Source organism: Prevotella pallens (genome assembly GCF_900454935.1).
GTDB classification, from domain to species: domain Bacteria; phylum Bacteroidota; class Bacteroidia; order Bacteroidales; family Bacteroidaceae; genus Prevotella; species Prevotella pallens.
Genome location: NZ_UGTP01000001.1, coordinates 1,618,740 through 1,645,302, shown reverse-complemented (window position 1 = coordinate 1,645,302; position 26,563 = coordinate 1,618,740). Strand labels below are relative to the sequence as shown.

The following is a 26,563-nucleotide window of genomic DNA, read 5'->3' as shown; positions in this document are numbered from 1 at the left end:
AATCAGATGCGACAGGGATTTTTATGTGTTAGTATTGTTTTTTATGCTTCTTTATCGTATTCCAAATGGAAGTTGATAACGGCTTCTATGCCTTTCTTCCAAAGGTCTACTGGCATATTTTCGTTTGGAGAGTGAATTGCATTTGACTCTAAACCAAAGCCCATTAGCACACTCTTCGTACCTAGTAATTTCTCAAATGTAGAGATGATTGGAATACTTCCACCTATGCGAACTGGCAATGGACGCTTACCAAATACTTTTTCAAATCCACGTTCAGCAGCTTTATAAGCAGGGAAGTCGATAGGACAAACGTAACCGTAACCACCGTGAAGCATTTCTATTTTCACGCTAACAGTATCGGGAGCCACCTTATTGAAATAGTCTACAACAAGCTGCCCAATCTTTTTATAATCTTGATGTGGTACAAGACGTGAAGATATCTTTGCGTACGCCTTTGAAGGAATTACGGTTTTTGCACCTTCGCCTTGATAACCACTCCAAAGTCCGCATACATCGAACGATGGACGATAGCCTGTACGCTCGATTGTGCTATAGCCTTCTTCGCCAAATATATTCTTTATGCCGAGCGATTTCTTATACTCTTCTTCGTTGAAAGGTATAGAAGCAACAAGTTCGCGTTCCTCTTTTGATGCTTCTTCTACATCATCGTAGAATCCTGGGAAACGTATTTTGCCATCAGGACCAGTTACATCTCCTATCAACTTACAAAGAACATTTGCAGGATTAGCCACTGCACCGCCGAATGTACCAGAGTGAAGGTCGTGGTCTGGACCTGTAACTTCTATCTGCCAGTAGGCTAAACCGCGCAAACCTGTTGTTATAGATGGTACATCAGCACCAATAAGCGATGTGTCGGATACGAGAATTACATCGCACTTCAACAAATCTTTGTGTTCTTCGATGAATGGACCAAGACTACCAGAGCCTATTTCCTCTTCGCCTTCAAAGATGAATTTCATATTATGCTTTAACAAGTCGTGCTTGTTGATATATTCAAAAGCTTTAGCTTGAATGAACGATTGACCTTTATCATCGTCAGCACCACGTGCCCAGATATGACCATCTTTTATAACTGGTTCGAATGGCTCAGTTTTCCATAGTTCAAATGGTTCGGCTGGCATTACATCATAGTGGCCGTAAACCAAAACAGTTTTTGCATTTGGGTCTACTATTCTTTCTGCGTAAACCATTGGATTGCCCTTTGAAGGCATTACTTCTGCTTTGTCTACACCTGCTTTCAAAAGCAATTCTTTCCATCTTTCAGCACAGCGTACCATATCTTCCTTATGAGCTGGTTGTGCACTTACGCTTGGAATGCGTATCAGGCTAAAAAGCTCTTCGAGCATTCTAGCTTCATTTTCATCTACATATTTCTTAATCATAGTCATTGATGTTTTGAGATTTCTTTTTCATAGTTGCATGCCGCAAATACGAATGCAGCGCAAATATACTACTTTTTTTCTAAACACAAGTAGGAAAGGTGTATTATATTAACGACTATATAGATATTTAGTTTTAATGTGCATTTAAATGTATTAAGAATAACTTCTATATTTAATTCAACAAGTTGTGTTGAGAATGGAAGCAATTTATAATATACCAAGCAACGTTTGGTATAGCGTTAGTAGTGTAGAACTCTATTTATAGTGTCTCTGAAGAATATGTATTTCTTATTATGAATTATCTCATAATAATATACGAGCACTATAAATAGAGTTCTTATAACTATAGGATACTCATTGTGTGAATATGAGATATACTATGTTTGCTACATTTACTTAATTGTGTACTAACGTACCAATATCTTCGCCATCTATAACTTTCTTTAGATTACCAACAATGTCCATATTGAAAACATAGATAGGAAGGTTATTCTCTTTGCACATAGTAGTGGCAGTAAGGTCCATAACCTTTAATCCTTTGTTGTAAATCTCATCGTAAGTAATTTCAGAGAACTTAGTAGCTGTTGGGTCTTTCTCAGGGTCTGCTGTGTACACACCATCTACACGTGTACCTTTTAACATAACATCGGCTTCAATCTCTATACCACGCAGGCTCGAACCTGTATCGGTGGTGAAGTAGGGATTGCCTGTACCAGCTGAAAATATACAAACGTATCCAGATTCGAGTGCTTCTACTGCTTTCCATTTGTTGTAGAACTCGCCAATAGGTTCCATACGTATTGCCGTCATCACTTTCGATTTAACACCAAAAGCACCTAACGCCGAACTTAATGCGAGCGAATTAATAACGGTTGCACACATACCCATCTGGTCGCCTTTTACACGGTCGAAACCTTTCTGGCTACCAGTTAAGCCACGAAAGATGTTGCCTCCACCAATTACGATACCAATCTGCACACCCATATCGTGTATTTCTTTAATTTGGCGTGCATAGTCTTCAAGGCGTTCTGCATCTATGCCATATCCTTGTTTGCCCATTAAGCTTTCGCCAGAAAGCTTTAGTAGAATTCTTTTAAATCTTGCCATACTTTATTTCTTTAAATTCGTAACTTCTAATAGTTCCTTCTTTATCTCGAAGAATTAAGTGTCCATCGTCTTCCACTTCAACGATGGCTCCTTCAAACACTCCGTTTGCATCTTCGTAAGTATAAAAACCTTTCGACCGATACAATGCATCGTGATACATTGCTGCAATTGTACCGTAGTTTGCACTACGAATAAGTTCGTAGTTGCGTTCAAATGCTTCAATAATATGTTGCAATAATTCTTCTCGATCAACTTCTTTTCCTAAGATTTGTTTAAGTGAAACTGGATTAGGTGCATCGCTTTTAAACTCCGTTTGGTTTACATTTAGTCCTACACCAAACACACAGTCTTTAATTCTGCCACAACTTAATTTGGTTTCTATCAGTGTACCGCTTAGTTTTTTGTCGTTCCAATATATATCGTTAGGCCATTTCAGCGTAATGCTACCATTGTTTACGTAGTGTAGCAATGCTTCTCGCAACGATAAGGCACCATATTCTGATAGTAGAAACTGACAAGCAACAGGTACTTCGGAGGGGTGTAAGAGTACAGAGAACAATAGGTTTTTGCCTGCTTCGCTTTCCCACGAGTTAGAACCTTGTCCGCGTCCGGAAGTTTGAAAGTCAGCCACAGCCACCGTCATTTGTTCTGTTTCTGTAGGCGTATAAGTTTTTAAATAGTCGTTCGTGCTACTTACCGTTTCTAACCGCACTATTTTGGTTGTCGATATCTTTTCTTTTTGAAAAGCTGCTCGTATCTTTCGAATAATGTTCATACAAGTAAAAGTATAGTTGCTGTTTTTGTTTTTCCTCATCAAATAAATGGTAGAAAGGCATCTTTAACGTGTCGTATTTCGTATTTATCGGGTACTCCAACAATGGTTATTATATCGAAACGTATTTCACGGTCTAGACAATGCCCCTTAATATATGCATTAGCTGCAATAGAAATGGAACGTATTTTCTGTGGTGTTACAGCAGTATCGGCATTGGCAAATCGTTCGTTTCTACGTGTTTTAACCTCTACAAATATATAAACATCGTTTTCAATGGCTACTATATCTATATCGCGCTGACCATATTTCCAGTCTCTTTCTACAATTCTGTAGCCTTCGCGCATAAGATATTTGCATGCTATTTGTTCGCCCCATTTGCCGGTTTCGTTGTGTAATGCCATACTATTCGAAATGATAGATTGTTGAAAAATAAAAGAAAACAGCTTGTCTGTTCTTATTGTGCCACAAAGGTATGGCTTTTTTCCCAATTATAAGATTAATATTGTAATTTTGCGTGCTATATATAAGAAGATATGAGTAGCGAAGAACAAATAGAAAAAGACAAGTTTTATATGGGACACGCCTTGATGTTAGCAGAAGAAGCTTTTAAGAAGGGAGAGGTTCCTGTTGGTGCTGTAATAGTGTGTCGAGATAAAATTATAGCACGAGCATACAATCTTACAGAGGCTTTGATAGATGTTACTGCCCATGCAGAGATGCAAGCCATAACGATGTCTGCTAACGAATTGGGCGGAAAATATTTGCAAGACTGTACGCTCTATGTAACGGTAGAACCTTGCGTAATGTGTGCAGGTGCATTGGGGTGGGCACAAATAAGGCGTGTTGTTTATGGTTGTAGCGACGAGAAACGTGGCTTTTCTGCCTTTGCTCCACAAGCACTCCACAAACGAACTATTGTAACAAAAGGTGTGCGAGAAGAAGAATGTAAACTGTTGATGCAACAATTCTTTAAACAACGACGATAAACAGATAGAAAAAATTGAGATATCTAATAGCAGCACGACAGATATCTGTAACGAACGTCACAGATATCTAATTTGCAAGTTAGAGATATCTAAAAAAATCAGTACGTTTAAACCACTACCTTTACATTAGCGACCGACGGAAACAAATGGAATAAACAAGATGTAATATGTTGTGGTCTAATGGCTGACTGATGTATTGTAGAGCAAACTATATTAAACTTTATGAAAACCTATTGATTACAACATCTTAAATTTAGAGAAGTCGGTAATTCTTAAAAGCTCATCGAACGATACATTATTGTGTTCTTGCATATAGTTTTCTACTGCTACAACGTATTTTGTTCGGAATATACGATGCCCTAAAGCCTGATTAACTACCCAATGAATTTTCCCTATATGAAGATCGCGCTCAAACTGTGGGCGACTATCAAAGTCTTTTAATTGGTATACGCTCATTAAATAAAACGATAAACAATCGGAGACTATATGGTCGCGTGTCATTTGCTGCCTTTGTAATGGTGTGTAGTATTTTAGATAGAGTGGAAAGTCCTCACCTAAATATTTATCAAGCGAAATTCCTACAGTTCCATTTCCCACAACAATGCTTTGGTCTAATGCAGATATCTGCGCATAGATACGCGGCACGTCTATATTTGGCAATTTATGTTTTAAGTATTTAAAAGCAGCACTAAGTTGTTCGTTTAAGTCATCGACATTTGCATATTCCGACTCTACAGACGCAATAAGCGCTTGCAGTGTGGTATCTTGATAGAACTTTAAGAATTTAGCATTTATATCGGGGTCGGTAGCACTCCCAAGTTCTACCACATCTTCTATAAGCGTACGTGTTTCCATTGGATATTCAGTGTTCATTTGTTGCAACGCCGAGAAATCGCCTGTAGTTAGGTAACGATATTCTAAGCGATCGTAACGTTCTATTTGCACAATGTTACTATTTTCTTCCTCTTCAGAAGAAATTTTTATATGGCAGCTTGTTAGAACTATACACAATGCAAACAATATGTAATAAACTCTTCTCACTACTTCTTTTTTTTGACTAATTTAATCTGTTCTTTAACTGCAAAAGTACTTAAAAATATTTAATCGTACAACTACTCTGCTAAAAATCTTAAAATACAGCATTCGGTTTACTATCTTTACACATATTTTGTGCAATAGTTCTATGCCTATTCTTTTTCTAATTTACTGAATGTATCTTTTTTGTTTGCGTAGTATTGCCAGAGAATAGAGTAGGGGGTGCGTTTGTCTTTGTAGCCTTGTTGTTTAGTATGTTCAAACAAATTTCGCCATCTCTTAAAGTCTCGTCTTGCTTTTATAACGGCAAAGCAATCGCGCCAATTAAACTTTAATAGCAACATTTGTAGAGCCGCTATATAGTCTAATACCCATCTAACACGCATTACATATTTTAATTCTTCCTCAGGAAGATTTTTCCATAGCATTGTTAAGTTGTTACGGAAGTTAAGGAAAGTTTTTCTTGGATTCGATTTTGGTAGTGTGCCTCCGCCTTCGTGATAAACACAACTTGTTGGGAAACAAAATATCTTTCGTCCCTTCAGTTGTAGTCGCCAGCATAAATCTATTTCTTCGTTGTGTGCAAAGAAACGTTCGTCAAATCCACCTACCGACCAGTAATCTTTAGAGCGTATCATAAGACAAGCTCCTGTAGCCCAAAAAATCTCCGAATTTGTATCATATTGTCCGTTGTCTTCTTCTACATTTTCGAATATTCTTCCCCTACAAAATGGGTAGCCATATTTATCCAGGAAACCACCAGCAGCTCCTGCATATTCAAAGTTATCTTTATTGTAAATGGAAAGCAATTTAGGTTGGCAAGCAGCAATAGTCTGTTTTGCGTCCATTTCTTCTATTAGTTCTGTTAGCCAGTGGTGTGTTACCTCTACATCGTTGTTTAACAATATGTAGTATTCGCTTTCTACCTGTTTTAATGCTTTATTATAGCCTCCAGCAAAACCATAGTTCTGGTCTAACACAATGGTTCTTACCTTTGGAAATTCTTTGGCTAACCATTGTAGAGAATCGTCGGTAGAAGCATTGTCGGCTACAATAATTTCAGCTTCGTCTTGCGAGTATCTAACTACCGATGGTAGATATTTCTGTAACATCGCCTTACCATTCCAATTTAAAATAACAATGGCTACTTTCATAATAGTTCTATTTTTAATGCAGATTTATCGAAGTTAAATTCGCCGAGTTGTACTCTCATAATCTGGTTGTCGTACGATTCTTTAACTTGAGCAGGCGAAAGCTCTACCCGAATATAGTTTTTAGTAAATCCGTGCATTGCTTTTCCTCGTACAGCTTTCTCGAACAACACTTCTGCTTCGTGTCCTATGTGCTCTGCATAAAAATTGTGTGTCATTTGGTCAGAAAGTTGCAACAGCTTCTGTGCACGACGTTTCTTTTCCTTATTGTCTACAATATATGGTATGGAAAGAGCCGATGTGCCTGGCCGTTCAGAGTAAGGAAATACGTGGAGTTGTGTGATGGGTAACGATGAAATAAAATTGTAGCACTCATCAAACAGTTGTGGTTCTTCGCCTCTACAGCCTACCATAACATCAACACCAATAAAGGCATCTGGTGTAATTGTTTTTATAAGGTTTATTTTATGGGCAAACAGTGCTGTGTCGTAACGCCTATGCATTAGCTTTAGCACTTTGTCTGAACCACTCTGTAATGGTATATGGAAGTGCGGCATAAAAGCACGCGATTGTGCACAAAATTCTATAAGTTTATCATCAATAAGATCTGGCTCGAGCGAACTTATCCGAAAACGTTCAATACCTTCCACCTTGTCTAAAGCCTTCACCAAGTCTAAGAAACTTTCGCCTGTTGTTCTACCAAAGTCGCCAATGTTTACACCAGTCAATACAATTTCTTTTCCTCCTTCTGCTGCTGCCTCTTCGGCTTGTTTTACGAGCGATTCTATATTAGGATTACGCGAAAACCCACGTGCAAAAGGTATGGTGCAATAAGTGCAGAAGTAGTCGCAACCATCTTGAACTTTTAAGAAGTAGCGTGTGCGGTTACCTCTGGAACAACTGGGTTGAAACTTCACAATATCTTTTGTTTTTACCGAATGGTAGCTACCTTGTTTTGCTTGTCCGTCAAAGTTGTTCCATGCATTGCTAAGATATTGTATTAAGTCTGCTTTCTCGTTACTTCCTAATACCAAGTTTACGTTTGGAATATTGGCAACTCGTTCGCTTTCTAATTGTGCGTAGCAACCTGTAACCACAATAAAAGCACCTGGGTTTTGTCTTGCCATACGGTTTATAACCTGTCTACATTTATGGTCGGCAACCTCTGTAACCGAACATGTATTTATAAGGCAAATGTCGGCTACTTCGTCCTTTTTGGCTTCTCGTACACCCATATCACGCAGCATACGAGCAAAAGTGCTAGTCTCAGAGAAATTAAGTTTGCACCCTAAGGTGTAATATTTTGCCGTTTTTCCTTGAAACGAAGATGTATCTATCATAGGTGCAAAGGTACAGTTATTCCATCGTTCTGCCAAATTCAATGTATACGTTCGTGTGTTTTATAACTCAACTTCGGGTATCTCTTATATAATAAGGTGTAAGTACTTTTGCTAATATAGAGAAAAAACAGCCTGAACCACAGTAAACACGGCTCTCTGCCGATATTCTCTATACTTGTTTTCGTGTTATTTTGATATTTTTTCTTAATTTGTTTGCAGTTTTTAATTAATATTGTTACCTTTGCCCCCAGATTAAAACAGATTTAACAAGTGATACAAATAAACCAACAAATTATAACATTGTTCTACGCCTTGTATAATAAAGGTGTAAGTGCAACTGTTTCGCTTGCAAAATTATGTTTAGGAGATATATATTCTCAAAAGGCATCTGCTTTACTCTCAATGTTAAAGAAAGAAAATGATGAAAGAAAGATAGCTAAATATTTGGTAGTTCCAAATATTTGTATACTCTCTCTCTCTCTCTCTCTCTCTAGTAAAGCCAGGTCTAACTAAAATTCTAATTTTTTGCGTACGCGCGCGTGAAGGACCGCACGCAACCCTTGTAAACAAAGGACTCCTGTGAGTTTCCTTTGTTCTTTTTTGTGCTTACACCAATTGTGCGTAAGACGAAAATAAGATTGTTTTTATTCATAACACAACATAACAAATGCGACAATAAACTTATACAAACAAAAACAATGAATACATTTATGAAAACAAAAATTACGACTCTCATTCTACTCCTTTTAGGATTGTCGTCAGGAAAAATACAAGCAAAAACATATTATCATTATACAGACGCAGAGGGATTAACTTGGACATTTACATTAGATGGAAATGGTGGCGCTGTGCTAGATCGTGGTGATAATGAAGAGCATTGCGTAAGTGGTCCTTTAATTATTAACAATACAATAACATCTAATGGTCAGACGAATACACATACAATCTATACTGGTGATGTCTTACATATACCTGCTTATGTTAGTGATGGTACTAATACGTATCCAGTAAGAAATATTAGTAGTTTTGCTTTCAATTATTATTTTACAGCTGAAAAAGTGATTCTTCCCTCAACATTAACAGGGTATTCAAATTATAGTTATAATGAGAATATGGGGGAAGGTTTTTTCCATACATTAATTAGGCGATTTGTAGCAGAGCCTGGTTGTCAATTACATGAATTAGGGAACCTTGCTTTTGCATATAATTTTTTTAATTTTCCTGAAGAGACAGAAGGTGTACTTTATTATGATTTCTCAGAATGTCCTTTAGTTCAGTCTACCGAATATCCTTTTTATGAGACTCATGACAATGCACTTCTTTTTACAAACGCAGTGTCTAATCAAGCATTTCATATTCGCCGTAAATCAACTTTCACAAGTACCGATAACGTAGTGCGCGCAGGAGTATGTGCAACTTTGCATATAGATGATGAAGAAAGCTTTGAAAGTCCACGTACTTTTACTGCAACACAGGCAAGCTACGATCGTGTATTCTCTAATGTTGCTGGCAAAGCTGTAAGCACACTCTACCTTCCTTACCCAACTGACCTGCCTACTGGTATGCGTGCTTATACACTTACAAGTAAAGGTACTGATATTAATGGCGACAAGGCATTTATGTTTTCACCATTACCAGATGGAACTCGCTTGCAAGCAAACACCCCTTATCTGGTTCAGGTTACAGATGGACAAAGCCATACATTGCCTACAATGCATAATGTAACAGTTCCTGCGACACCTAATATAGACAACACTGCGGTTGTTGCAAGTAACGATGGCAATTGGAAGTTTTATGGTACTACATTAAAGATACGCAACGATAAAGCTTTTGCTAAGAAAGCTTACTACCTTAACGGCAACAAGTGGTGGCAAGTGCAAAGTGGTGTTGCAAACGACTTTATTGCTCCTTTCCGCTGCTTCATTAGCAGTCCTACGGGTGCAGTAGCTGCCCCAAGTTTCTTTATGGTATTAGAAGACGATAACACTGCAGATGGTATTAAAGCGCTTGAAACAGAAACGAATACTGATATTAAGAGTGGCAAATACCCATTCTACTCTGTAGATGGCAAACAAATGGGCAACGACTACAATAAGCTTGAGAGCGGACAAATGTATATTGTGAATGGCAAGAAATTCTATAAAATTTAAACCTAACGAAGAAAATGGAAAAGAAAACATACAATCAACCTGAGTGTAAGAACCATCGTGTAGAAACAGAGAAAATGTTTTGTCTGTCAATTCCTATTGGACAGGGAGCAGGTCCCGGTGGTGGCGGTCAGGCAAAAGAAAATACTTTTTCTTTCGATGATATGGATGAAGATACAAACAACGTGCCTTCTAACAAATAGAAATTATTGTAGTAGCGAACAAAGTATTTGTACAGCGAATGTTCGCTAAAAGATATACAAATATAGTTTCAGTTAATCTATTTTATAAATGTGGTGGCGACGTGAGTCGCTGCCATATATTAAGAAATATCATGAGTGCGAGGAATACTATGGCACAAGTGAAAAACAAATTTGTTGATACAATTGGTTCGAGAATCTACGTGGATATGGGCGAAATGAATCTGCTCTACATCTACTGAATGTCTGTTTGACAAATGCTACTGTTTGTGCTTTAACTTAAAGTGCGAAGATACTTTAACTTAAACAACGAATGGACTTTAAGTTAAACAACAAGAGGACTTTAACTTAAAGTATGAAACAACTTTTGGTTGAACAATAAAACGAATTAGAAATAGAAGGCTAATAGACTGAATATAGAGTTACTAACAGAGGTGTTACCAAATGTGGTGGACCTTATATTTATTAATCTTTAATTTTTTACGTATGATAATTTTTAAAGTAAAAGAGAGTATTTTGAAAGTGGGGCCTAGAAAAGGTCAGAAGGCTTACAGTGCAGTGCCTAAAGCACCTAACAGGTTTTCGTCTACATGGTTAGTGGAGCGTATTGTGCGCGAAACATCGTTGAGCGAAGGCGATGTAAGAAATGTGTTGATTACGTTGCGCAACATTGTGAAAGAGATTGTATCGTTGGGTGGAGCCTTAGACTTAGGCGATATTTTCTCGCTTCGCACAGTTATAACCTCGAAGATGGAAGCCAACGAAAAAGATGTTAGTGTAACATCGTTGAAACGTCCACATATAGTGGTAACGTGGAAAGAGTCGGTGCGCAAGTCTTTGGGCGATATTAAGGTAGAGGTGGACAATCCTGCACGAAAGAAACCGAAAGAGACAGAAGAGAAACCTGCTGGAGGAGGTGGCGGACAGCCACACCCATAAAAGATAATGAAAATGGGGCACAAAGAGCGCCCCATTTTTTGTTAGTTGTATTTTAAAATTGCTTGTATTTTTAGAGCTTTAAGCCATTCTCTACATATTCTGGTATTCTTAAACCCAAATTGATAATTAGACCAAAATATGTTTAGACTCTAACGACCGATATTTGGGTTAAAACGACACAATGCGTGTGCCATCAGGTTGTTCTTCTATGTGTACCTTAACTGCATTTTCGGGTAAAATGTCCTCAATTAGTTCTGGCCATTCTAACAAACAGAGGTTTCCACTGTAGAAATAGTCTTCGTAGCCCATATCGTAAACCTCTTCTAACTTTTTAATGCGATAGAAATCGAAGTGATAAATAGGGTTGCCATTTCCATCGGTATATTCGTTAACAATAGCAAAAGTAGGCGATGTAATAACATCTTGTACACCTAAAACTTCGCAAATGGCTTTGGTAAAGGTAGTTTTGCCTACACCCATTTTGCCATAAAAGGCAAAAACTTTGTTGTTACCAATGTTGTTTATAAACAGTTTTGCAGCCTCGTGAATGGTGTCTAAGCTTTCTATTTTAATTTCCATTGTTGTTATTTTTTTGTGTTCTTTGTTAGTTTAGCACTTTTTGGTGTTAGTGTTATAAGTGGAACTATCATTTCTTCGATAGAGATGCCACCGTGTTGGAATGTATTTTTGTAGTAAGACACATAGTAATTGTAGTTGTTTGGATAGGCAAAGAAGCTATTGCCTGTTGCAAACACATAGCTTGTGCTAAGGTTTGGTGCAGGGAGTTGTGCTTGTTGTGGATTTTTTATTGTGAACACCTCTTTTGAGTTGTAACTAAGATTTTTGCCTAACTTGTATCGAAGATTGGTGTTTGTGTTGCGATCGCCAATTATTTTCACAGGTTTAGTTGTACGAATAGAACCGTGGTCGGTGGTGAGAATAATTTTATAATCGGATTTTGCCAATTCTCTGAAAACGTCTGCCAATACGTTATGTTTGAACCAACTAAGAGTTAAAGAACGGTAGGCGCTCTCGTCGCTTGCCAATTCGCGTATCATTTTCATCTCTGTACGAGCGTGCGAAAGCATATCGATGAAGTTTACCACTAATACATTCAGATTATTTTGTTGCAGATTGTTAAGCTGCTGCATAAACTTTTCTGCACCGTTAGAATCGAAAACCTTATGATAGGAGAACTTATCGTGTCGTCGATAACGTTCTATTTGTGTCTGAATAAGAGGTTTTTCGTTTAGATTCTTGCCTTCTTCTTCGTCCTCGTCTACCCATAGGTTTGGAAACATTTGCGCTATCTGTAGAGGCATTAGTCCGCTGAAAATGGCATTGCGAGCATATTGTGTAGCCGTTGGAAGTATAGTCATATAGAAATCTTCGTCTATATCGAATAGCTCAGCAAGTTCTCCTGATAATATGCGCCATTGGTCTAACCGAAGATTATCTATTACGATGAGGAAAACCTTTTCGCCTTTATCTATTGTGGGAAATATACATGTCTTAAATATATCGGGGCTCATTAGTGGGCGTGATACTGTTTCTTTATTTTTTCCATTGTTTGGCGACACCCAATTCAGATAGTTTTTGGCTATGTATTTTGCGAAACCATTGTTAGCATCTTCTTTTTGCATAGTTAGCATTTCAGTCATATTGCTATCTGCGCTACTAAGTTCTAGTTCCCATTTCACCAACCTTTTGTATACTTCCACCCAATCGTTGAAATCTCGGCAATTGCTTATTTGCATTGTAAGCTGCTGATATTCCTGTTGGTATCCAGTTTGTGCCACTTCGGTTACAATTTCTCGGCGATGAATATTCTTTTTTAATGTTAGCAATATTTGGCTAGGATTAACGGGTTTAATTAGGTAGTCGGCAATTTTTGCACCAATAGCTTGGTTCATAATATTCTCTTCTTCACTCTTTGTTACCATAACAATGGGTGTTGTAGGCTGTATTTCCTTCATTCTCTGCAAGGTCTCAAGTCCTGATAAACCAGGCATCTGCTCGTCTAAGAGAACAAGGTCGAATGTTTGTATGCTACATTGTTCTATAGCATCGGCGCCGTTACTGACGGTTACTACCTCGTATCCCTTTTTCTCAAGAAATATGATGTGGGCTTTGAGAAGTTCTATTTCGTCATCTACCCATAATAAAAGTCCGTTGCTCATATATTGTTTTTCCTTTCTTTTTCTTTAGAAGCGTTGCTTTATGCAACTCTTTATTTGTAATTTCGTGGTTTGTTAAAAACCGCCTAAATCGTAGTATTCGTCATCGAAATCGTAATCGAGTGGTTGTTGTTTCTGTGATTCCTTCTTCTTTTTATCTGTTGTTTTAACATCATCATCGAAATATATTACAGTACTATCTGTATTCTTTTTCTTTGGTTGTTCTTTCTTTTCAGAAGGCTGTTGAGGCTTCTGAGCATTCTTGCTATTTTGTAGTTTCTTCTTATCAGAAGTAGTTTCACTATTTTTTGTTTTTACTGTTTTCTGTTTATTCGAAGGCGCACCAACTGTTGTTTGAGGTGAAGAAGTTTCTGAATCTAACGGAATCTCCATAACACTATTGTCTATTGTAACAACATTCTTACCAATCTGTTCTATAGTTTTTTGTTCTTTCTTAGGCTCAATTGGCTTTGTTTCTGTTTTTTTGTTAGATGTTCCTTCTATCGGTATCACCATTTCTGTATTGTTGATGGTGTTTCCTGTTTTTTTCTTTTTAGAAGAATCTTCTATTGGAACAACTATTTCTGTATTGTTCACATTGTTCTTCGAATTATTCTTATTCGTAGTTTCTTCTACAGGAATAATAACTTCGTTGTTATTTGTATTACCCTTTGGTTCTTCCTTTTTAGCAGGTTCTTCTGCAGGAACAACTATTTCTGTTGGAGCAACTTTTTTGTTTTCTGTTTTTTTCTCATCTTCAATAGGAATGGTCATTCCATTATCTATAGGCTCTAATCCTTGTTCACGAGCATTAAGGTCGGTTTCTGTTGGATTTTTATTTTCTATTTCTTCTTGCAAATCACGTTCTTTCTCTCGTGGTGTTGCCACTTCAGCAGGCTCAGACAGTAGATAGTGCTTCGTTACTTGCAATGGAGCAAAGTGTTTAGCATAGAAGTCTTCGTAATCTTTATAGCTAAACGATGTTCCTATGAGTTGTAAGTTCTTGTTGCTAATAATAATAGCCTTTGTGTCTTTGCTTAACTGAGCTATTACATTCTTATTATTGAAAAGTTGGCGTGCATATTGGTATGCTTCATCGAAACTTCTGAAGCCCGACAAAGCCATTTGGTGTAAACCTTCTATATTTTCAATTTCTATTTCGAAGTTGCGTACATAGAAGCTTGTAAAATTAAAGCGTGCCATCTCAAAAAGCAGTTTATTCTCTGATAAAGAGTCAGGATTATACACCAACAGGAACTTGAAATCTATGTCCCTATCGGGTGAGAACTTCACTTGTTTGATACTGTCGCTATCGTTCAGCACATTGGTACGATAGTTCCAAACATCACCAAGGTCGAACTTGCTATTGTGTATTTTCTTTCCAGCTTTTACACCATTCACAATCATTCCTGCCATTTCGCTGATACGACTTTGTGGATATTTCTCTACAACGGTCTTCATTTCGTCTATGCAACCATTGATGTTACCTTGGTTAAGTTTGTTTAATCCATCTATAAACAAGAATTTATCGCGATTTGCTCCCATTGGGAAACGTTCATCGGAAATGCGTTTATTGGCAGCAACCTCGCTGAAACGATTGTTTTTAAATGCCTCGTAAGTAGATGCATATAGTGAATCTTCAATATGTTCTCCAAACTTTGCGTTCTCTTTAAAGTAGGGATCAGTAAGCAACGCTGTCCATTGACTTTTTGGATATTTCGTTTTAAGTTTGTCTATATAGCTATTAGCCAAAGTAGTTTCGCCTTTACGCATATACAAAAGATACAGATGATAATACACATCGTCCATTTGTTCGTAGTCAGGATAGTTATCGCTTACACGGCGTAAGGCTTTTTCGGCTAAGCGAAGATTGTCTAACCTATCTTTGAAAATGACACCTGAATGGTGTAAGCCAGCCTCTAAAATTTTATTGCTTGCTGCTAACTGTTCTGGTGTAAATGGTATTTGTGCTAAATAGTATGCACGTTTGTGTGGATCGTTTTGTGCTGAATCTCGTTTATTACTAATTGAGTCTAACTTTGCCTCTTCTTTTGCAATAGAGTCTCGTTGAGCATTGGAGAGTTCATTTGTGTTGGTTATGCCTCCAACTACAGTTTTGTTAATACGCTGCCAGTTGTCTATGTTTTCACGTTTACCCCACAATTGTTGGAACGTTGCCTTACCTTGCTGCACCGCTATGGGATTGTAGAAATACCATGTGGCATCTTGTTGTTGTCTGTTGGGGCGAGTTGGACGTTGAAGCGGATTGTCGTTGTCTGCATTAATGCCTCCATTCTGTGCCATTTGCTGTGTAGCTTCTTGTTCAGCTTGTCGGTTTCGTTCTTCTTTTTCCTTCTTCTTTAGTGCATTTATTACTCTATCGATAGCTGCAAAGCGTTCTGATTCTGGACATTTAGCTAGATATTGCAACGAATCTTGTAGCTGCACAGCCTCTGTATGTGGTGTTAGTTCATCAAGAACCTTTGTACGCTCTGACAATTGTTCGTAATCTTTACGATCTTTATCTAGTAGACCAAGTGCTTCGTTATAGCAACGACGCGCATCGCTAAACTTTTCCTTTTCCCAATACAAGTTACCTAATCGCAAAAGTAGTACACCTTTCTCTATTCCGCTGCGTGTAGATTTTTTGTATCCTTGTTCGTAGGCAGCAATAGCATTTATTGTATCTTTGTTGGTAAGATAAATGTTTCCCATTGCATAGAATACCTGGTCTAGATAATCTTTATTCTTGTCAGATGCAACCATACGTTTCAGGCGGTTCACCATTTGTTTGGTTTGTCCAGCTGCCATCACTTCGGTTGCAGCAACACGTGCATTAAACTCTAACTCATAGGGAGGATTTGAACGAATTACGTGTTGGAAAGCATTGTAAGCAGCATCTTTATTACCAAGTGCAGCCTGAATTTGTCCCATAAGATACCATTCGCGTGCCTTTTGTTTGCGTCGCATCTCCTGTTTAATAACTCTACGTAGATAGGGTACAGCTTTATCTAACTCTCCCGTATGTATATAATAGTCGGCAAAGGTATAGTCCCATTCACGAACAGCACGCCAATCTATCGAATCTCGTTGTATATTGCGGATAACATCTTCTGCATCGTAAAGCCACCCTGCCTCTATGTACGATTTTGCTAACCATGCTCGAGCTTTACCATAGATGGCAGGTTGTGTTCGATAGAGTCTGCTCATATAAGAAAAAGTGGTAGCAGCATCTTCGAAAGATCCCTTATAAAATTGCGACCGCCCCATAAGCATCCACGCTTTCCATAGAAATGGGTTGTATTCTCTACGCGATAACCATTCAATATCTTTCTCTGTTTTACGTCTCGACTTATTCCATTCTGGTTTCTTCTTTATGCTGTGGCGTGCAATTGCCTTTTCTGCTTTTTCAATTGCGCGTTCAAAGTTAGCCTTTCCTAAGTCTTTGCTAGCTTTGTTGCCTACAGTGTAAAGCGGAATCATCTCAGTGAAGTTGTCTTTATTGCCATTTTCTTTTTCTAACGATGCATCGATGTAAGCTTGTGCACCATTATAATATGTATTGTATTTGGCATTAAAAGCATGCCACCATCGTGTTTGCGAGGTGTTATTTTTGGTTGAACAGCTTACTATAAGTATAGTAAGTGCTACTACGAATGCGATATAGATATATTTTGCGTACTTCAACTTCACGTATTAATAAACTCTTGAAAGTTTGTTTTTATTGTCTTTAAAGTATATTACTTATAGTTTTTTCTTGTTTCTTAGCCTTCAATCATTGCAATTAACTCATCTTTTATCTGGTTGGGAACATTAATTCCACGAAGAATAAGACTTCTATTCCAACCTTTTACCTCGTCAGGACGCATTGTGTAGAGCACTTCTGCGAACTCTTCAGCTTCATCGTTTGTATATTTGTTCGATTCTATTCCTTTGAAACGGTCTAGTTCTTCATCGTTGTAATATTCTACTTCTTTTATAGCAGCCTCCATCATACAAGTTTGTTCACAACTTTCATCTAAGCCATTACAAGTAGTGCAATCGCCAGATGCAGGTATAATAATGTCGGGTTCTGCATTGTTATGCCGACTAATTAGAGTTGAGACACCAACAATAATGCCCATTCCTACTATAATCAATATTCCTATAAGTATAATATTCATATAAATTTTGTTCTATTCTTGTTCTATTTCTTTTATTGAGAAACCTACCTTTCGTAAATCGTCCCAGAAATGTGGATACGATTTTGATACTACTTCTGGATTATTTATGAAGAGTTTACCCAGTTTAATGCTTAAAGGCGCAAAGGTCATTGCCATACGGTGGTCTTTATAAGTGTCTATTATTATGGGGTTAGAAACCTCGCAGCGTTCACCATTCCACGTCATTTCAGAATCATTAGAATCGTGTAGTACATAACCTAGCTTTGCCATTTCGTTTTTCATAGCCTCTATACGGTCAGTTTCTTTTAGTTTAAGACTGCTTAGCCCGGTAAACTTAAAGGGAATATTCATTATGGGGCAGAGGGCTATTAGTGTCTGTGCTAAGTCTGGTTGATTCTTAAAATCGTATTCCAAACGAGACAATATCTGTGGCTTTCTAGTGATGGTTACATCTGTAAGTTCGTCCATCTCTTTATCTGCAAAAATGGTTTTTACACCTAATAACGAAAAGATATATTTTATAGCAGAGTCGCCCTGACGAGAACCGTTCTTAAGTCCTGTAAAGCGAATGTACGACTTGCTATCATTCATCAGCGTGAGAATGGAATACCAATAACTAGCTGCTGTCCAATCGTTTTCTATTGTGTAGTTGCGTTCTGTGTAGTGCTTAGGGTAGATAGTTATTGTATCTACATCTGTCCACTCTGCATCTGCACCATATTCGTGCATTAAATTCAGTGTGAGATCGATGTATGGTCTAGAAATAATATTACCCACAAGTTTCAGTTTTAAACCTTTTTCGAATGTAGGTCCTATCATTAACAATGCTGAAATATATTGCGAGCTAACGTTGCCTGCTATTTCTACGTATCCACCTTTTAGTTCTTTGCCTCTGATGCGTATTGGTGGAAATCCCTCTTCTTCTATGTATTGAATATCCGCTCCAAGCGAACGGAGAGCATCTACCAATATTTTTATAGGTCGTTGTTTCATTCGTGCAGTTCCTGTAAGAATATGTTCGCCTTTACTTACAGCTAGATAGGCGGTCATAAAGCGCATTGCAGTGCCTGCAGCTTTGATGTCTATCTCATAAGGATTATTCTTAAAAGCGCGTTCTATAACTACGGTGTCATCACAGGTAGACAGGTTGTTGGGTACAATTTTTCCACCTGCAAGTGCATGAATAATTAGTGCACGATTGCTAATACTCTTCGATGCAGGGAGTTGTATAGTCTCTTCTATATGTGATGGGGGTGTTATTTTGTATTGCATATTGTTAATCCATTGGATTTTTAAGACCCTTTTCTATTTGTTCTAAAGTCTTCTTTTTGCTATACAAAAATACAAATAAAAGTTGGGAATGTTAGAAAAATACTCTTAAAAGTTTGCTAATCTCTTAAAAAGTAATTAATTTTGCACCGTTAATTCTAAACGGGATGTAGTTCAGTAGGTTTAGAATGCTGGTCTGGGGGACCAGTGGTCGCTGGTTCGAGTCCAGTCATCCCGACAGCAAAGAGTGTAAAGGTGAATGGAAAACCTTTGCACTCTTTTTTTAGCGAGATTTGGTTAAGGAGAACGCAGATTAAGCCTCTATAGAAAATAGGAGAGGATATTCTAAACAGCATTTACCGTTTATTCGCAAATCAGGCGAAATATCTCAGATGGATATAAGAATAATCAGATTTTAGCCACTCTTGTTTTAGATATCTGTCACGCTCGTTTCAGATATCTGTCAGTTGTGTCTCAGATATCTGTCAGTTGCGAATTAGATATCATAACAAATAATAATCTTTGTGGTCTTATATAAAGATAGCAGAAAGCTATTTATTCTGATGGGGAATATAAGTCCCTTTATTTAAGTTATTATATGAAAGCTTTCAATAGCTATAAAAAAGAGTTATTAGCTTTCTTTGTTTAAAAAAAGTAAAATATTTTGGAAAACAAATATTCTCTGCGTCTTTTCTTTAAAAGAAGAGCATTCTATTAGTACTTATTATTTTTAGATTCAGTATTGCTGTCAACGAAATCAACGTATTCACCCTCATCGTCGCCAATTATCTTTCTGTCGCGTTTAGATTTTGGGCGATGATCTACGATGGTGTTACCGTTAATATTTATTCCTTCCTCTGTATTTTCATGGCGAAATCTACGTTGCGTACGTGTTATAACTTTATAGAACTTGAAAGCTATAAAGAATAGAATGACAAAGAATGCAATGAATATAAGAAAGATAAATTTTAAGAGAATCATAATTCCTTATTTATAGGTCTTACTTGGAGTTAAAACCCATTGATTTTTATTTCTTTATAATGTACGATATAATTACATACCACGCTACAATGATGGCAAACCCTGTAATACCAAATATGGCAATTAGAGGAATACAAGTGAGCAAGAATATGTATTTAATCTGATTCTTTTTCCATCCCCATTCCTTAAATTTAAGTGCGAACATAGGAATTTCGGAAACCATTAACCATGAGCTTATGAAGATTCCTACGATTATGAAAATGCACATAAGGGGAGAGGAATCTATTCTTTTACCAAGTCCGATAAGAAGTGAACCCCAAAAGAGAGCATTAGCAGGAGTTGGTAATCCAATAAATCCGAGAGTCTGTCGTTCATCAAGATTGAATTTTGCTAATCGTAGTGCAGAGAATGCAGCCATAATATATGCAATAAAAGGTAGAATGCCACGTAATGATTCAAGAAGGGAAGGATAAGACATTATACCCAGTTTGCTAAACAAAATTGTAGATGGAGCAACACCAAACGTTACTATATCAGCAAGAGAATCAAGTTCTTTTCCTATTGGAGAACTTACTTTTAATAATCGTGCAGACATACCATCGAAGAAGTCAAATACAGCTCCTATGATAATCCATGTAAACGATATTTCAATCTTGCCACTGAAAGCGTATGCAATGGCTATACAACCTGATATAAGATTGCAACAAGTTATAGTGTTGGGAATGTGCTTCTTAATAGCCATATTCAAAGTATATTTGTTAATTAGCTAAGTCTTGCTATCACTGTTTGGTCTCCTACTGTAGATTGTCCCATTTTTACACAAATCTCAGAGTCTATTGGTAAGAAGACATCAACGCGGCTACCTAATTTTATGAAGCCTAAATACTCATCAATAAAACATTCTTCTTTCTCTTTCGCATAGGTTACAATACGCCGCGCAACAGCACCTGCTATCTGTCGACATAGAACATCTCTTCCATCAGGAGTTGTAATGATGATATCGGCATGTTCGTTTTCTTCACTTGCCTTTGGTAACCATGCTTTATGATAATTTCCATTGAAGTGTTTCACAAACTTAACAGTTCCATCTACAGGGAACCAATTGGCATGTACATTCCAAACGCTCATAAATATAGATACCATAATTCGTCGTTCATGAAAATATTTATTCTCATCAACTTCTTCTATAACAACTATATGCCCATCGGCTGGAGCTACAACAATCTTTTCCGTATCTTCTCCATCAAAATAGCGGATAGGACAACGATAGAAGTTTAAAACTATACAATAAATAGTTCCAAAGATGGCTATAAATATCCAAAAAGGTATTTTAGAGGCTATACCAAACCATAATAAAAGAGCTATCAGTCCAATGCCGATACCTCCATATAGAAGCTGGTCTGTGCCTTCGTGATGTAATCTTATTTTCTTGAGTTTCCTCTTAAATCTTCCCATTCTGTGGTAGTATGGTTTTTAACGAATGCAAAGATAATTATTTTTTATTACTCTCACAAATTTTTACTCTTATTCTTTTGGTATCTCGTGTATAAGTAGTATCTTTGAAATCCCAAAAAGAATAGCAGTATATAATAATAAACAATGGAAGATTTCGTACATTTACACGTTCATACATATTATTCGGTGCTTGACGGACAGTCAAAAATACCTAATCTTGTTGATAAGGCAATTAAAAATGGTATGAAGGGTATGGCTATTACCGATCATGGTGTAATGTTCGGAATAAAAGAATTCTCAGATTACTGTGCTAATATCAATAAGAAGCGGAAGAAGAATGGAGAAGAACCTTTTAAACCTATCTTCGGCTGCGAGATGTATGTAGCGCGAAGACGAAAAGAGAATAAGGTAAAGGATATGCACGATAATTCTGGTTACCACCTTATAGTGTTAGCAAAGAATTATCAAGGATATAAAAACCTTATAAAATTAGTATCGCACTCTTGGGTAGATGGCTTTTATTATCGCCCACGTACTGACCGTGTTGATTTAGAGAAATACCATGAAGGGCTAATAGTATGCTCTGCTTGCTTAGCTGGTGAGATTCCACGTAATATCTTAAAGGGAGATATGAATGCAGCGCGCGAGACTGTGGAATGGTATAAAAAAGTTTTCGGCGATGATTTTTATCTAGAGTTACAACGCCATGAAGTAAAGGACCCAACGCTAGTTGCCAATCGAGATGCTTTTCCATTACAACAGAAGGTTAATAGGGTATTGTTGCAATTTGCAAAAGAATATAATATTAAATATGTGTGTACTAACGATTGTCACTTTGAAGATAAGGAGACTGCAGAAGCACACGACCACCTTCTTTGTCTTGCAACACAAGAAAGTTTGGACTCGCCTACACGAATGCGTTATTCGAAACAAGAATGGTTTAAAACACGCGAGGAGATGAACGATGTGTTTGCTGATGTACCAGAAGCACTGAGCAACACTTTGGAGATTCTCAATAAGGTAGAGATGTATAGTATAGATAATGGACCTATTATGCCTGTCTTTCCAATTCCAGAGAGCTTTGGAACAGAAGAAGAATGGCGTAAAAAGTTCACGGAACAGCAACTTTACGAAGAATTTACTACAGATGAGAATGACGAGAATCCATTATCTCCAGAGGACGGACAAGCAGTAATAAAACGTTTAGGAGGTTATAAAGAGATTTATCGTATTAAGTTTGAGGCTGACTATTTATCTAAATTAGCACACGATGGGGCTAAGAAACTCTATGGCGATCCTATTCCAGAAGATGTTCAGAAAGCTGTAACGTTCGAGTTGCACGTTATGAAAACGATGGGTTTTCCTGGTTACTTTCTTATAGTTCAAGACTTTATTAATGCCGCACGCAATGAACTTGGGGTGATGGTTGGACCTGGGCGTGGCTCTGCTGCTGGATCGGTTGTTGCTTATTGTTTAGGAATAACACGTATAGACCCTTTGAAATATGATTTGCTTTTTGAACGTTTCTTAAATCCCGACCGTGTAAACCTTCCTGATATTGATACCGACTTCGACGATGATGGACGTGGAAGAGTGTTACAATGGGTAACAGATAAATATGGTGAAGAGAACTGTGCACACATTATTACTTATGGTACGATGGCAACCAAAAACTCTATTAAAGATGTTGCACGTGTAGAAGGATTACCTATAGAATTAGCAAACCGACTTTGTAAGGCTATTCCAGAACGTCTCCCAGATGGCTTGAAGATGAATTTAAACAATGCCATTGCTTGCACTCCATTATTGCAAGAAGCTGAAGTAAGTGAAGATGCGCGCGAACGAAATACTATTAAGTATGCTAAAATGTTAGAAGGTACGGTGCGCACCACTGGTATTCATGCGTGTGGATTCATTATCTGTCGCGATCCTATTAGCGATTGGGTGCCGGTTTCTACTGCCACTGACCCAGATTTCCCAGAAAAGAAGGTTCCTGTAACGCAGTATGATGGACACGTCATAGAATCAACAGGACTTATTAAGATGGACTTCCTTGGCTTGAAAACCCTATCAGAAATAAAGGAAGCGTGTAAAGTTATAAAGCAAACCACAGGCGATATAATAGATATTGACAATATTCCTATTGATGATGAACTCACCTATCGGCTTTATCAGCGTGGGCAAACTGTAGGAACGTTCCAGTTTGAATCGGCAGGAATGCAGAAATATCTGCGCGAATTGCATCCGACTGTATTCGAAGACCTTATTGCAATGAATGCACTCTATCGTCCGGGACCTATGGATTATATTCCTGACTTTATTAAGCGTAAAAACGATCCTTCGCTGGTAAAGTACGATATTCCGTGCATGGAAAAGTATTTAAAAGATACGTATGGCATTACGGTTTATCAGGAGCAAGTGATGTTGCTTAGTCGTCAGCTTGCTAACTTTACGCGTGGCGAAAGCGATGCTTTGCGTAAGGCGATGGGAAAAAAGAAGAAAGCCATTGTAGACCAAATGAAACCTAAGTTCCTTGCGCAAGGAAAAGCCAATGGGCACGACCCCGAAGTGTTGGAAAAGATATGGGGCGACTGGGAAAAGTTTGCCAGCTATGCTTTTAACAAGTCGCACGCTACGTGTTATTCGTGGGTGGCTTACCAAACTGCTTATTTAAAAGCACACTATCCAGCACAATTTATGGCAGCTTTAATGACACGCCGCTTCAGTCAGATTACCGAAATAACAAAGCTGATGGAAGAGTGTAAGGCTCTTAAAATATTAACGCTTTGTCCTGATGTAAATGAAAGTCAGATAGGGTTCAGCGTGAATAAAAAGGGAGGCATACGTTTTGGTCTTTCAGCTATAAAGGGAATGGGAACGGGTACAGCTATGGCTATTGTAAGCGAAAGAGATAAGAATGGACCGTATAAAAACATATTCGACTTTGTTGAACGTATAGACCTTAGCAATGTAAACCGGAAGGCTTTTGAAAACTTAGCAAAGAGTGGTAGCTTTGATGGATTAGGCTTACAGCGCGAAGAATACTTTGGTGTAAATGCAAAAGGTGTGTGTTTTCTCGACTCGTTAATTAAGTATGGACAATTGTTCCAACAAGAAAAGGCACAAATGCAGCACTCGCTTTTTGGTGGAGATGATGCGATAGAGATTGCGCAACCGCCTATTCCAAAGGCCGACCGTTGGCCAAGTGTAGAGAAACTGAACAATGAACGCGAATTAATTGGCATATACCTTTCAGCCCACCCATTAGATGATTACAGCGTGATAATGAACAATATGTGTAACACGCATATAGAAGAAATTGGACGAGGGGCTGATTTAGAAAAACTGTCGGAACGCGATGAAATTACGTTTGGCGGAATTATAACTAGCGTAAATGAACGCTTTTCGCAGAAAACGGGCAAACCTTTTGGTATTGTTACCATTCAGGATTTTAAGAACTCGGGCGAACTTACTTTGTTTGGCGACGACTGGATGCGATGGAATGGACTAATGAAAGAGAATTATACTATCTTTATAACGGCAAAATGTCAGCCACGATATCGCAACAGTAATTTGTTTGAACTGAAGATACAGAACGTGGAGCAACTATATGATGTAAAGAAACACCGACTGGAAAAGTTTACGATTATGATGGATACATCTACTGTGGACGACCGTACTGTTTCGGAACTGGTTTCGTTGGTAGAGCGAAACGAAGGCGATACGCAGCTTTACTTTGAGCTACACACGGCAGACCAAGCTTCTGTAACGCTTCACTATCGCAACAAAGGGGTTGATGTAGACCGCTCGTTGCTCGACTTTATTGCCAACGAAGAGAATATGGAATATAAGATAAACTGACAAACTAAGAAAGTTGGCACAGTGTTTGGAGTATTAAATGAAATTTAAAATATAATTGTTTAACAAAAATCTAAAAGACATGGAAGTAGAAATTACAACCGAGAACTTCGAGAGTTATAAGAATGGCGAATTGCCATTGGTAGTTGATTTATGGGCAACATGGTGTGGACCATGCAAGATGATAGGTCCAGTTATATCTGAATTGGCTAACGATTACGACGGCAAAATTGTTGTTGGAAAGTGCAATATAGAAGATAACGACGACATTGCCATTGATTATGGAGTACGCAATATTCCTACAATTCTATTCTTTAAGAATGGTGAATTGGTAGACAAGTTTGTGGGTGCTGCATCTAAAGACAAGCTCGACGAAAAGTTCAAAACTTTGCTTTAATGTAAGCAGAATTGTACAAATGTTATTAAGGCACCGAACGCTAACTGTTTGGTGCCTTTTTCTGTGCGCTTACTTTTCTGTTTCAACACGTGTAAACAGTTTGGTGCGACCGCGCCCAATGTTACGTATTTTGCCCTTGCTTTCTAATTTTGCTGTGATACGATATGCGTACGAACTTGACAAATTAAGCTGAAAGCGAAACTCTTCTACTGTGAAGAAAGTATTTTCGGCAAGCAATGCGTCAATGGCTTCGTCTATTTCAGACTCTGTGGGCACTTTTGTTTTGTTGTATTTATAGGTAGCGTTTACGAATTCGGTGTTTCTGAGTGCCTCCATCATCTCCTTATCGGGACGAAACTTCACCGTGCGAACTTTGGCATTGCGCAGCCTGTAGTGATGTGTGCGCGGATCTTCGTACACGTCGCCCTTTACGGAGAGTGAGAAATGACCAAGTCCTGGCAAGTGTACGCTCTTGCCCGACTGCAGGTTGTGTACTATCTCATCGCACAAACCAGCCACTGCTCCCACAATATCGGCACTTGTAAGCGACATAGCTCCTTCTATGTTTTTGGCTATTCGCCTTAAGCCAACCTTTTGGTTTTCCACAATCACTGCTCTGTATTCAGTCTTTTTTGCCGATGTACTATAGTTTTTTAATAGCTTGTAATCTACACTCATATTGATTCTTTTTTTATATTTATGGGTTTCTGTTTTGTTTAAATACACTTTAATTTGTATTTATCACCGTTGTAATGGTATTTTAATGGTGTTTTAATGATGATTATATGCTTGATGAATCATAATTATATCCCTATCTAATGTTATTACTTAAATTTAAGTAGACAGTTACTTAAGTTTAAATAGATTATTATTTAAGTTTAAGTAGATAGTTGCTTAATTTAAGTAACACAATTTGGTAACTACAAAAATACAACAATATCCTGAGAGAAACGAAAGAAAGTAGGGTGAAAATTACGGTGTATACGTGCTATCGTGTTTGTTTCCTCGTTATATAGCAAAATCTTGTAGGTGTTTCTGTGTTTTTCGGCGTATGTTTCCATAGCTTGTAAGTCTGTTTCGTTTAGAAGCGCAAACCTGTTTGCTGTCTGTGTCTGTGCCTTTCTTGTTGCAGTTTTCTCAGGTCTGTATAAAACAAAAGTCCTGTCAAACGCTGGTTAAG

Annotated in this window: 22 protein-coding genes and 1 tRNA gene; 7 read left to right on the top strand and 16 right to left on the bottom strand. The window is 37.8% G+C overall.

The features are described 5' to 3' along the window. Positions 1–41: 41 nt before the first annotated feature. The 4 genes from DX009_RS06975 to DX009_RS06960 all read right to left on the bottom strand — a co-directional run bounded on the left by DX009_RS06975 (position 42) and on the right by DX009_RS06960 (position 3,686). Entirely contained in the window at positions 42–1,403 is a 1,362-nt protein-coding gene (locus DX009_RS06975) for a dipeptidase (RefSeq protein ID WP_040595559.1), read from the bottom strand. A gap of 396 nt (positions 1,404–1,799) precedes the next feature. After that, the gene (gene pyrH / locus DX009_RS06970) at positions 1,800–2,510 is read right to left on the bottom strand and encodes a UMP kinase (protein WP_115083492.1); all 711 of its coding nucleotides are present in this window, start codon (positions 2,508–2,510) and stop codon (positions 1,800–1,802) included. Continuing rightward, positions 2,497–3,285 carry a biotin--[acetyl-CoA-carboxylase] ligase gene (locus DX009_RS06965; protein WP_181792342.1) on the bottom strand — a complete coding sequence of 263 codons (789 nt, stop codon included), beginning with the start codon at positions 3,283–3,285 and terminating at the stop codon, positions 2,497–2,499. The genes pyrH and DX009_RS06965 overlap by 14 nt, the downstream gene beginning before the upstream one ends. 38 nt (positions 3,286–3,323) lie before the next feature. Beyond that, on the bottom strand, positions 3,324–3,686 hold the full coding sequence (locus DX009_RS06960) for a YraN family protein (protein WP_115083490.1): 363 nt from the start codon (positions 3,684–3,686) through the stop codon (positions 3,324–3,326). Between the two features lie 132 nt (positions 3,687–3,818). On the opposite strand from DX009_RS06960, the gene DX009_RS06955 reads away from it, so the two are divergent. Next, entirely contained in the window at positions 3,819–4,271 is a 453-nt protein-coding gene (locus tag DX009_RS06955; RefSeq protein ID WP_006044554.1) for a nucleoside deaminase, read from the top strand. A 237-nt stretch (positions 4,272–4,508) separates the two neighbouring features. Here DX009_RS06955 and DX009_RS06950 read toward each other — a convergent pair whose 3' ends face one another. The 3 genes from DX009_RS06950 to mtaB form a co-directional block, all read right to left on the bottom strand. Beyond that, on the bottom strand, positions 4,509–5,312 hold the full coding sequence (locus tag DX009_RS06950; RefSeq protein WP_181792321.1) for a gliding motility protein GldB-related protein: 804 nt from the start codon (positions 5,310–5,312) through the stop codon (positions 4,509–4,511). A gap of 146 nt (positions 5,313–5,458) precedes the next feature. Continuing rightward, complete coding sequence (locus DX009_RS06945; RefSeq protein WP_115083489.1) at positions 5,459–6,460, bottom strand: glycosyltransferase family 2 protein; 1,002 nt, start codon at positions 6,458–6,460, stop codon at positions 5,459–5,461. After that, on the bottom strand, positions 6,457–7,797 hold the full coding sequence (gene mtaB, locus DX009_RS06940; RefSeq protein ID WP_115083488.1) for a tRNA (N(6)-L-threonylcarbamoyladenosine(37)-C(2))-methylthiotransferase MtaB: 1,341 nt from the start codon (positions 7,795–7,797) through the stop codon (positions 6,457–6,459). The genes DX009_RS06945 and mtaB overlap by 4 nt, the downstream gene beginning before the upstream one ends. A gap of 710 nt (positions 7,798–8,507) precedes the next feature. On the opposite strand from mtaB, the gene DX009_RS06930 reads away from it, so the two are divergent. From DX009_RS06930 to DX009_RS06915, 3 genes are all read left to right on the top strand, one after another. Beyond that, positions 8,508–9,947: a hypothetical protein gene (locus tag DX009_RS06930; protein ID WP_181792320.1), complete on the top strand. Its 1,440-nt coding sequence runs from the start codon at positions 8,508–8,510 to the stop codon at positions 9,945–9,947. Between the two features lie 14 nt (positions 9,948–9,961). Further along, the gene (locus DX009_RS06925; RefSeq protein ID WP_115083485.1) at positions 9,962–10,147 is read left to right on the top strand and encodes a hypothetical protein; all 186 of its coding nucleotides are present in this window, start codon (positions 9,962–9,964) and stop codon (positions 10,145–10,147) included. Between the two features lie 483 nt (positions 10,148–10,630). After that, a complete protein-coding gene (locus DX009_RS06915) occupies positions 10,631–11,083 on the top strand; it encodes an HU family DNA-binding protein (RefSeq protein ID WP_115083483.1) in 453 nt (150 codons plus the stop codon). A gap of 168 nt (positions 11,084–11,251) precedes the next feature. On the opposite strand, the gene tsaE is transcribed toward DX009_RS06915, so the two are convergent. From tsaE to DX009_RS06890, 5 genes are all read right to left on the bottom strand, one after another. Continuing rightward, positions 11,252–11,662, bottom strand: a complete 411-nt coding sequence (gene tsaE, locus DX009_RS06910) for a tRNA (adenosine(37)-N6)-threonylcarbamoyltransferase complex ATPase subunit type 1 TsaE (protein ID WP_115083482.1) — start codon at positions 11,660–11,662, stop codon at positions 11,252–11,254. Positions 11,663–11,667: 5 nt separating this feature from the next. Next, the gene (porX, locus tag DX009_RS06905) at positions 11,668–13,263 is read right to left on the bottom strand and encodes a T9SS response regulator signal transducer PorX (RefSeq protein ID WP_115083481.1); all 1,596 of its coding nucleotides are present in this window, start codon (positions 13,261–13,263) and stop codon (positions 11,668–11,670) included. Positions 13,264–13,335: 72 nt separating this feature from the next. After that, a complete protein-coding gene (gene porW, locus DX009_RS06900; RefSeq protein ID WP_115083480.1) occupies positions 13,336–16,953 on the bottom strand; it encodes a type IX secretion system periplasmic lipoprotein PorW/SprE in 3,618 nt (1,205 codons plus the stop codon). A 71-nt stretch (positions 16,954–17,024) separates the two neighbouring features. Beyond that, entirely contained in the window at positions 17,025–17,423 is a 399-nt protein-coding gene (locus DX009_RS06895; protein WP_115083479.1) for a hypothetical protein, read from the bottom strand. A 12-nt stretch (positions 17,424–17,435) separates the two neighbouring features. Beyond that, positions 17,436–18,695 carry a 3-phosphoshikimate 1-carboxyvinyltransferase gene (locus DX009_RS06890; protein ID WP_115083478.1) on the bottom strand — a complete coding sequence of 420 codons (1,260 nt, stop codon included), beginning with the start codon at positions 18,693–18,695 and terminating at the stop codon, positions 17,436–17,438. Positions 18,696–18,855: 160 nt separating this feature from the next. Between DX009_RS06890 and DX009_RS06885 the strand changes: the two genes are divergently transcribed. Beyond that, positions 18,856–18,930 (top strand) — tRNA-Pro (locus DX009_RS06885). A 476-nt stretch (positions 18,931–19,406) separates the two neighbouring features. On the opposite strand, the gene DX009_RS06880 is transcribed toward DX009_RS06885, so the two are convergent. The 3 genes from DX009_RS06880 to DX009_RS06870 are packed head-to-tail and all read right to left on the bottom strand — an operon-like array spanning position 19,407 to position 21,128. Continuing rightward, a complete protein-coding gene (locus DX009_RS06880) occupies positions 19,407–19,673 on the bottom strand; it encodes a hypothetical protein (RefSeq protein ID WP_006044567.1) in 267 nt (88 codons plus the stop codon). A gap of 46 nt (positions 19,674–19,719) precedes the next feature. Beyond that, the gene (gene pssA / locus DX009_RS06875; RefSeq protein WP_040595380.1) at positions 19,720–20,415 is read right to left on the bottom strand and encodes a CDP-diacylglycerol--serine O-phosphatidyltransferase; all 696 of its coding nucleotides are present in this window, start codon (positions 20,413–20,415) and stop codon (positions 19,720–19,722) included. 20 nt (positions 20,416–20,435) lie between these two features. Continuing rightward, complete coding sequence (locus tag DX009_RS06870) at positions 20,436–21,128, bottom strand: phosphatidylserine decarboxylase family protein (RefSeq protein ID WP_115083477.1); 693 nt, start codon at positions 21,126–21,128, stop codon at positions 20,436–20,438. Positions 21,129–21,272: 144 nt separating this feature from the next. On the opposite strand from DX009_RS06870, the gene dnaE reads away from it, so the two are divergent. Further along, complete coding sequence (dnaE, locus tag DX009_RS06865; protein WP_115083476.1) at positions 21,273–24,989, top strand: DNA polymerase III subunit alpha; 3,717 nt, start codon at positions 21,273–21,275, stop codon at positions 24,987–24,989. A gap of 79 nt (positions 24,990–25,068) precedes the next feature. Beyond that, a complete protein-coding gene (gene trxA, locus DX009_RS06860) occupies positions 25,069–25,383 on the top strand; it encodes a thioredoxin (RefSeq protein ID WP_004361992.1) in 315 nt (104 codons plus the stop codon). A gap of 69 nt (positions 25,384–25,452) precedes the next feature. On the opposite strand, the gene DX009_RS06855 is transcribed toward trxA, so the two are convergent. Beyond that, positions 25,453–26,061, bottom strand: coding sequence for an HU family DNA-binding protein (locus tag DX009_RS06855; protein WP_115083831.1), 609 nt, complete (start codon positions 26,059–26,061; stop codon positions 25,453–25,455). Between the last annotated feature and the right edge of the window lie 502 nt (positions 26,062–26,563).

What these genes read in the sequence shown, in the direction of transcription:
- DX009_RS06975 (WP_040595559.1), bottom strand. Translation starts at nt 1,403, where the DNA reads ATGATTAAGAAATATGTAGATGAAAATGAAGCTAGAATGCTCGAAGAG.
- pyrH (WP_115083492.1), bottom strand. Translation starts at nt 2,510, where the DNA reads ATGGCAAGATTTAAAAGAATTCTACTAAAGCTTTCTGGCGAAAGCTTA.
- DX009_RS06965 (WP_181792342.1), bottom strand. Translation starts at nt 3,285, where the DNA reads ATGAACATTATTCGAAAGATACGAGCAGCTTTTCAAAAAGAAAAGATA.
- DX009_RS06960 (WP_115083490.1), bottom strand. Translation starts at nt 3,686, where the DNA reads ATGGCATTACACAACGAAACCGGCAAATGGGGCGAACAAATAGCATGC.
- DX009_RS06955 (WP_006044554.1), top strand. Translation starts at nt 3,819, where the DNA reads ATGAGTAGCGAAGAACAAATAGAAAAAGACAAGTTTTATATGGGACAC.
- DX009_RS06945 (WP_115083489.1), bottom strand. Translation starts at nt 6,460, where the DNA reads ATGAAAGTAGCCATTGTTATTTTAAATTGGAATGGTAAGGCGATGTTA.
- mtaB (WP_115083488.1), bottom strand. Translation starts at nt 7,797, where the DNA reads ATGATAGATACATCTTCGTTTCAAGGAAAAACGGCAAAATATTACACC.
- DX009_RS06930 (WP_181792320.1), top strand. Translation starts at nt 8,508, where the DNA reads ATGAAAACAAAAATTACGACTCTCATTCTACTCCTTTTAGGATTGTCG.
- DX009_RS06925 (WP_115083485.1), top strand. Translation starts at nt 9,962, where the DNA reads ATGGAAAAGAAAACATACAATCAACCTGAGTGTAAGAACCATCGTGTA.
- DX009_RS06915 (WP_115083483.1), top strand. Translation starts at nt 10,631, where the DNA reads ATGATAATTTTTAAAGTAAAAGAGAGTATTTTGAAAGTGGGGCCTAGA.
- tsaE (WP_115083482.1), bottom strand. Translation starts at nt 11,662, where the DNA reads ATGGAAATTAAAATAGAAAGCTTAGACACCATTCACGAGGCTGCAAAA.
- porX (WP_115083481.1), bottom strand. Translation starts at nt 13,263, where the DNA reads ATGAGCAACGGACTTTTATTATGGGTAGATGACGAAATAGAACTTCTC.
- DX009_RS06895 (WP_115083479.1), bottom strand. Translation starts at nt 17,423, where the DNA reads ATGAATATTATACTTATAGGAATATTGATTATAGTAGGAATGGGCATT.
- DX009_RS06890 (WP_115083478.1), bottom strand. Translation starts at nt 18,695, where the DNA reads ATGCAATACAAAATAACACCCCCATCACATATAGAAGAGACTATACAA.
- DX009_RS06880 (WP_006044567.1), bottom strand. Translation starts at nt 19,673, where the DNA reads ATGATTCTCTTAAAATTTATCTTTCTTATATTCATTGCATTCTTTGTC.
- pssA (WP_040595380.1), bottom strand. Translation starts at nt 20,415, where the DNA reads ATGGCTATTAAGAAGCACATTCCCAACACTATAACTTGTTGCAATCTT.
- DX009_RS06870 (WP_115083477.1), bottom strand. Translation starts at nt 21,128, where the DNA reads ATGGGAAGATTTAAGAGGAAACTCAAGAAAATAAGATTACATCACGAA.
- dnaE (WP_115083476.1), top strand. Translation starts at nt 21,273, where the DNA reads ATGGAAGATTTCGTACATTTACACGTTCATACATATTATTCGGTGCTT.
- trxA (WP_004361992.1), top strand. Translation starts at nt 25,069, where the DNA reads ATGGAAGTAGAAATTACAACCGAGAACTTCGAGAGTTATAAGAATGGC.
- DX009_RS06855 (WP_115083831.1), bottom strand. Translation starts at nt 26,061, where the DNA reads ATGAGTGTAGATTACAAGCTATTAAAAAACTATAGTACATCGGCAAAA.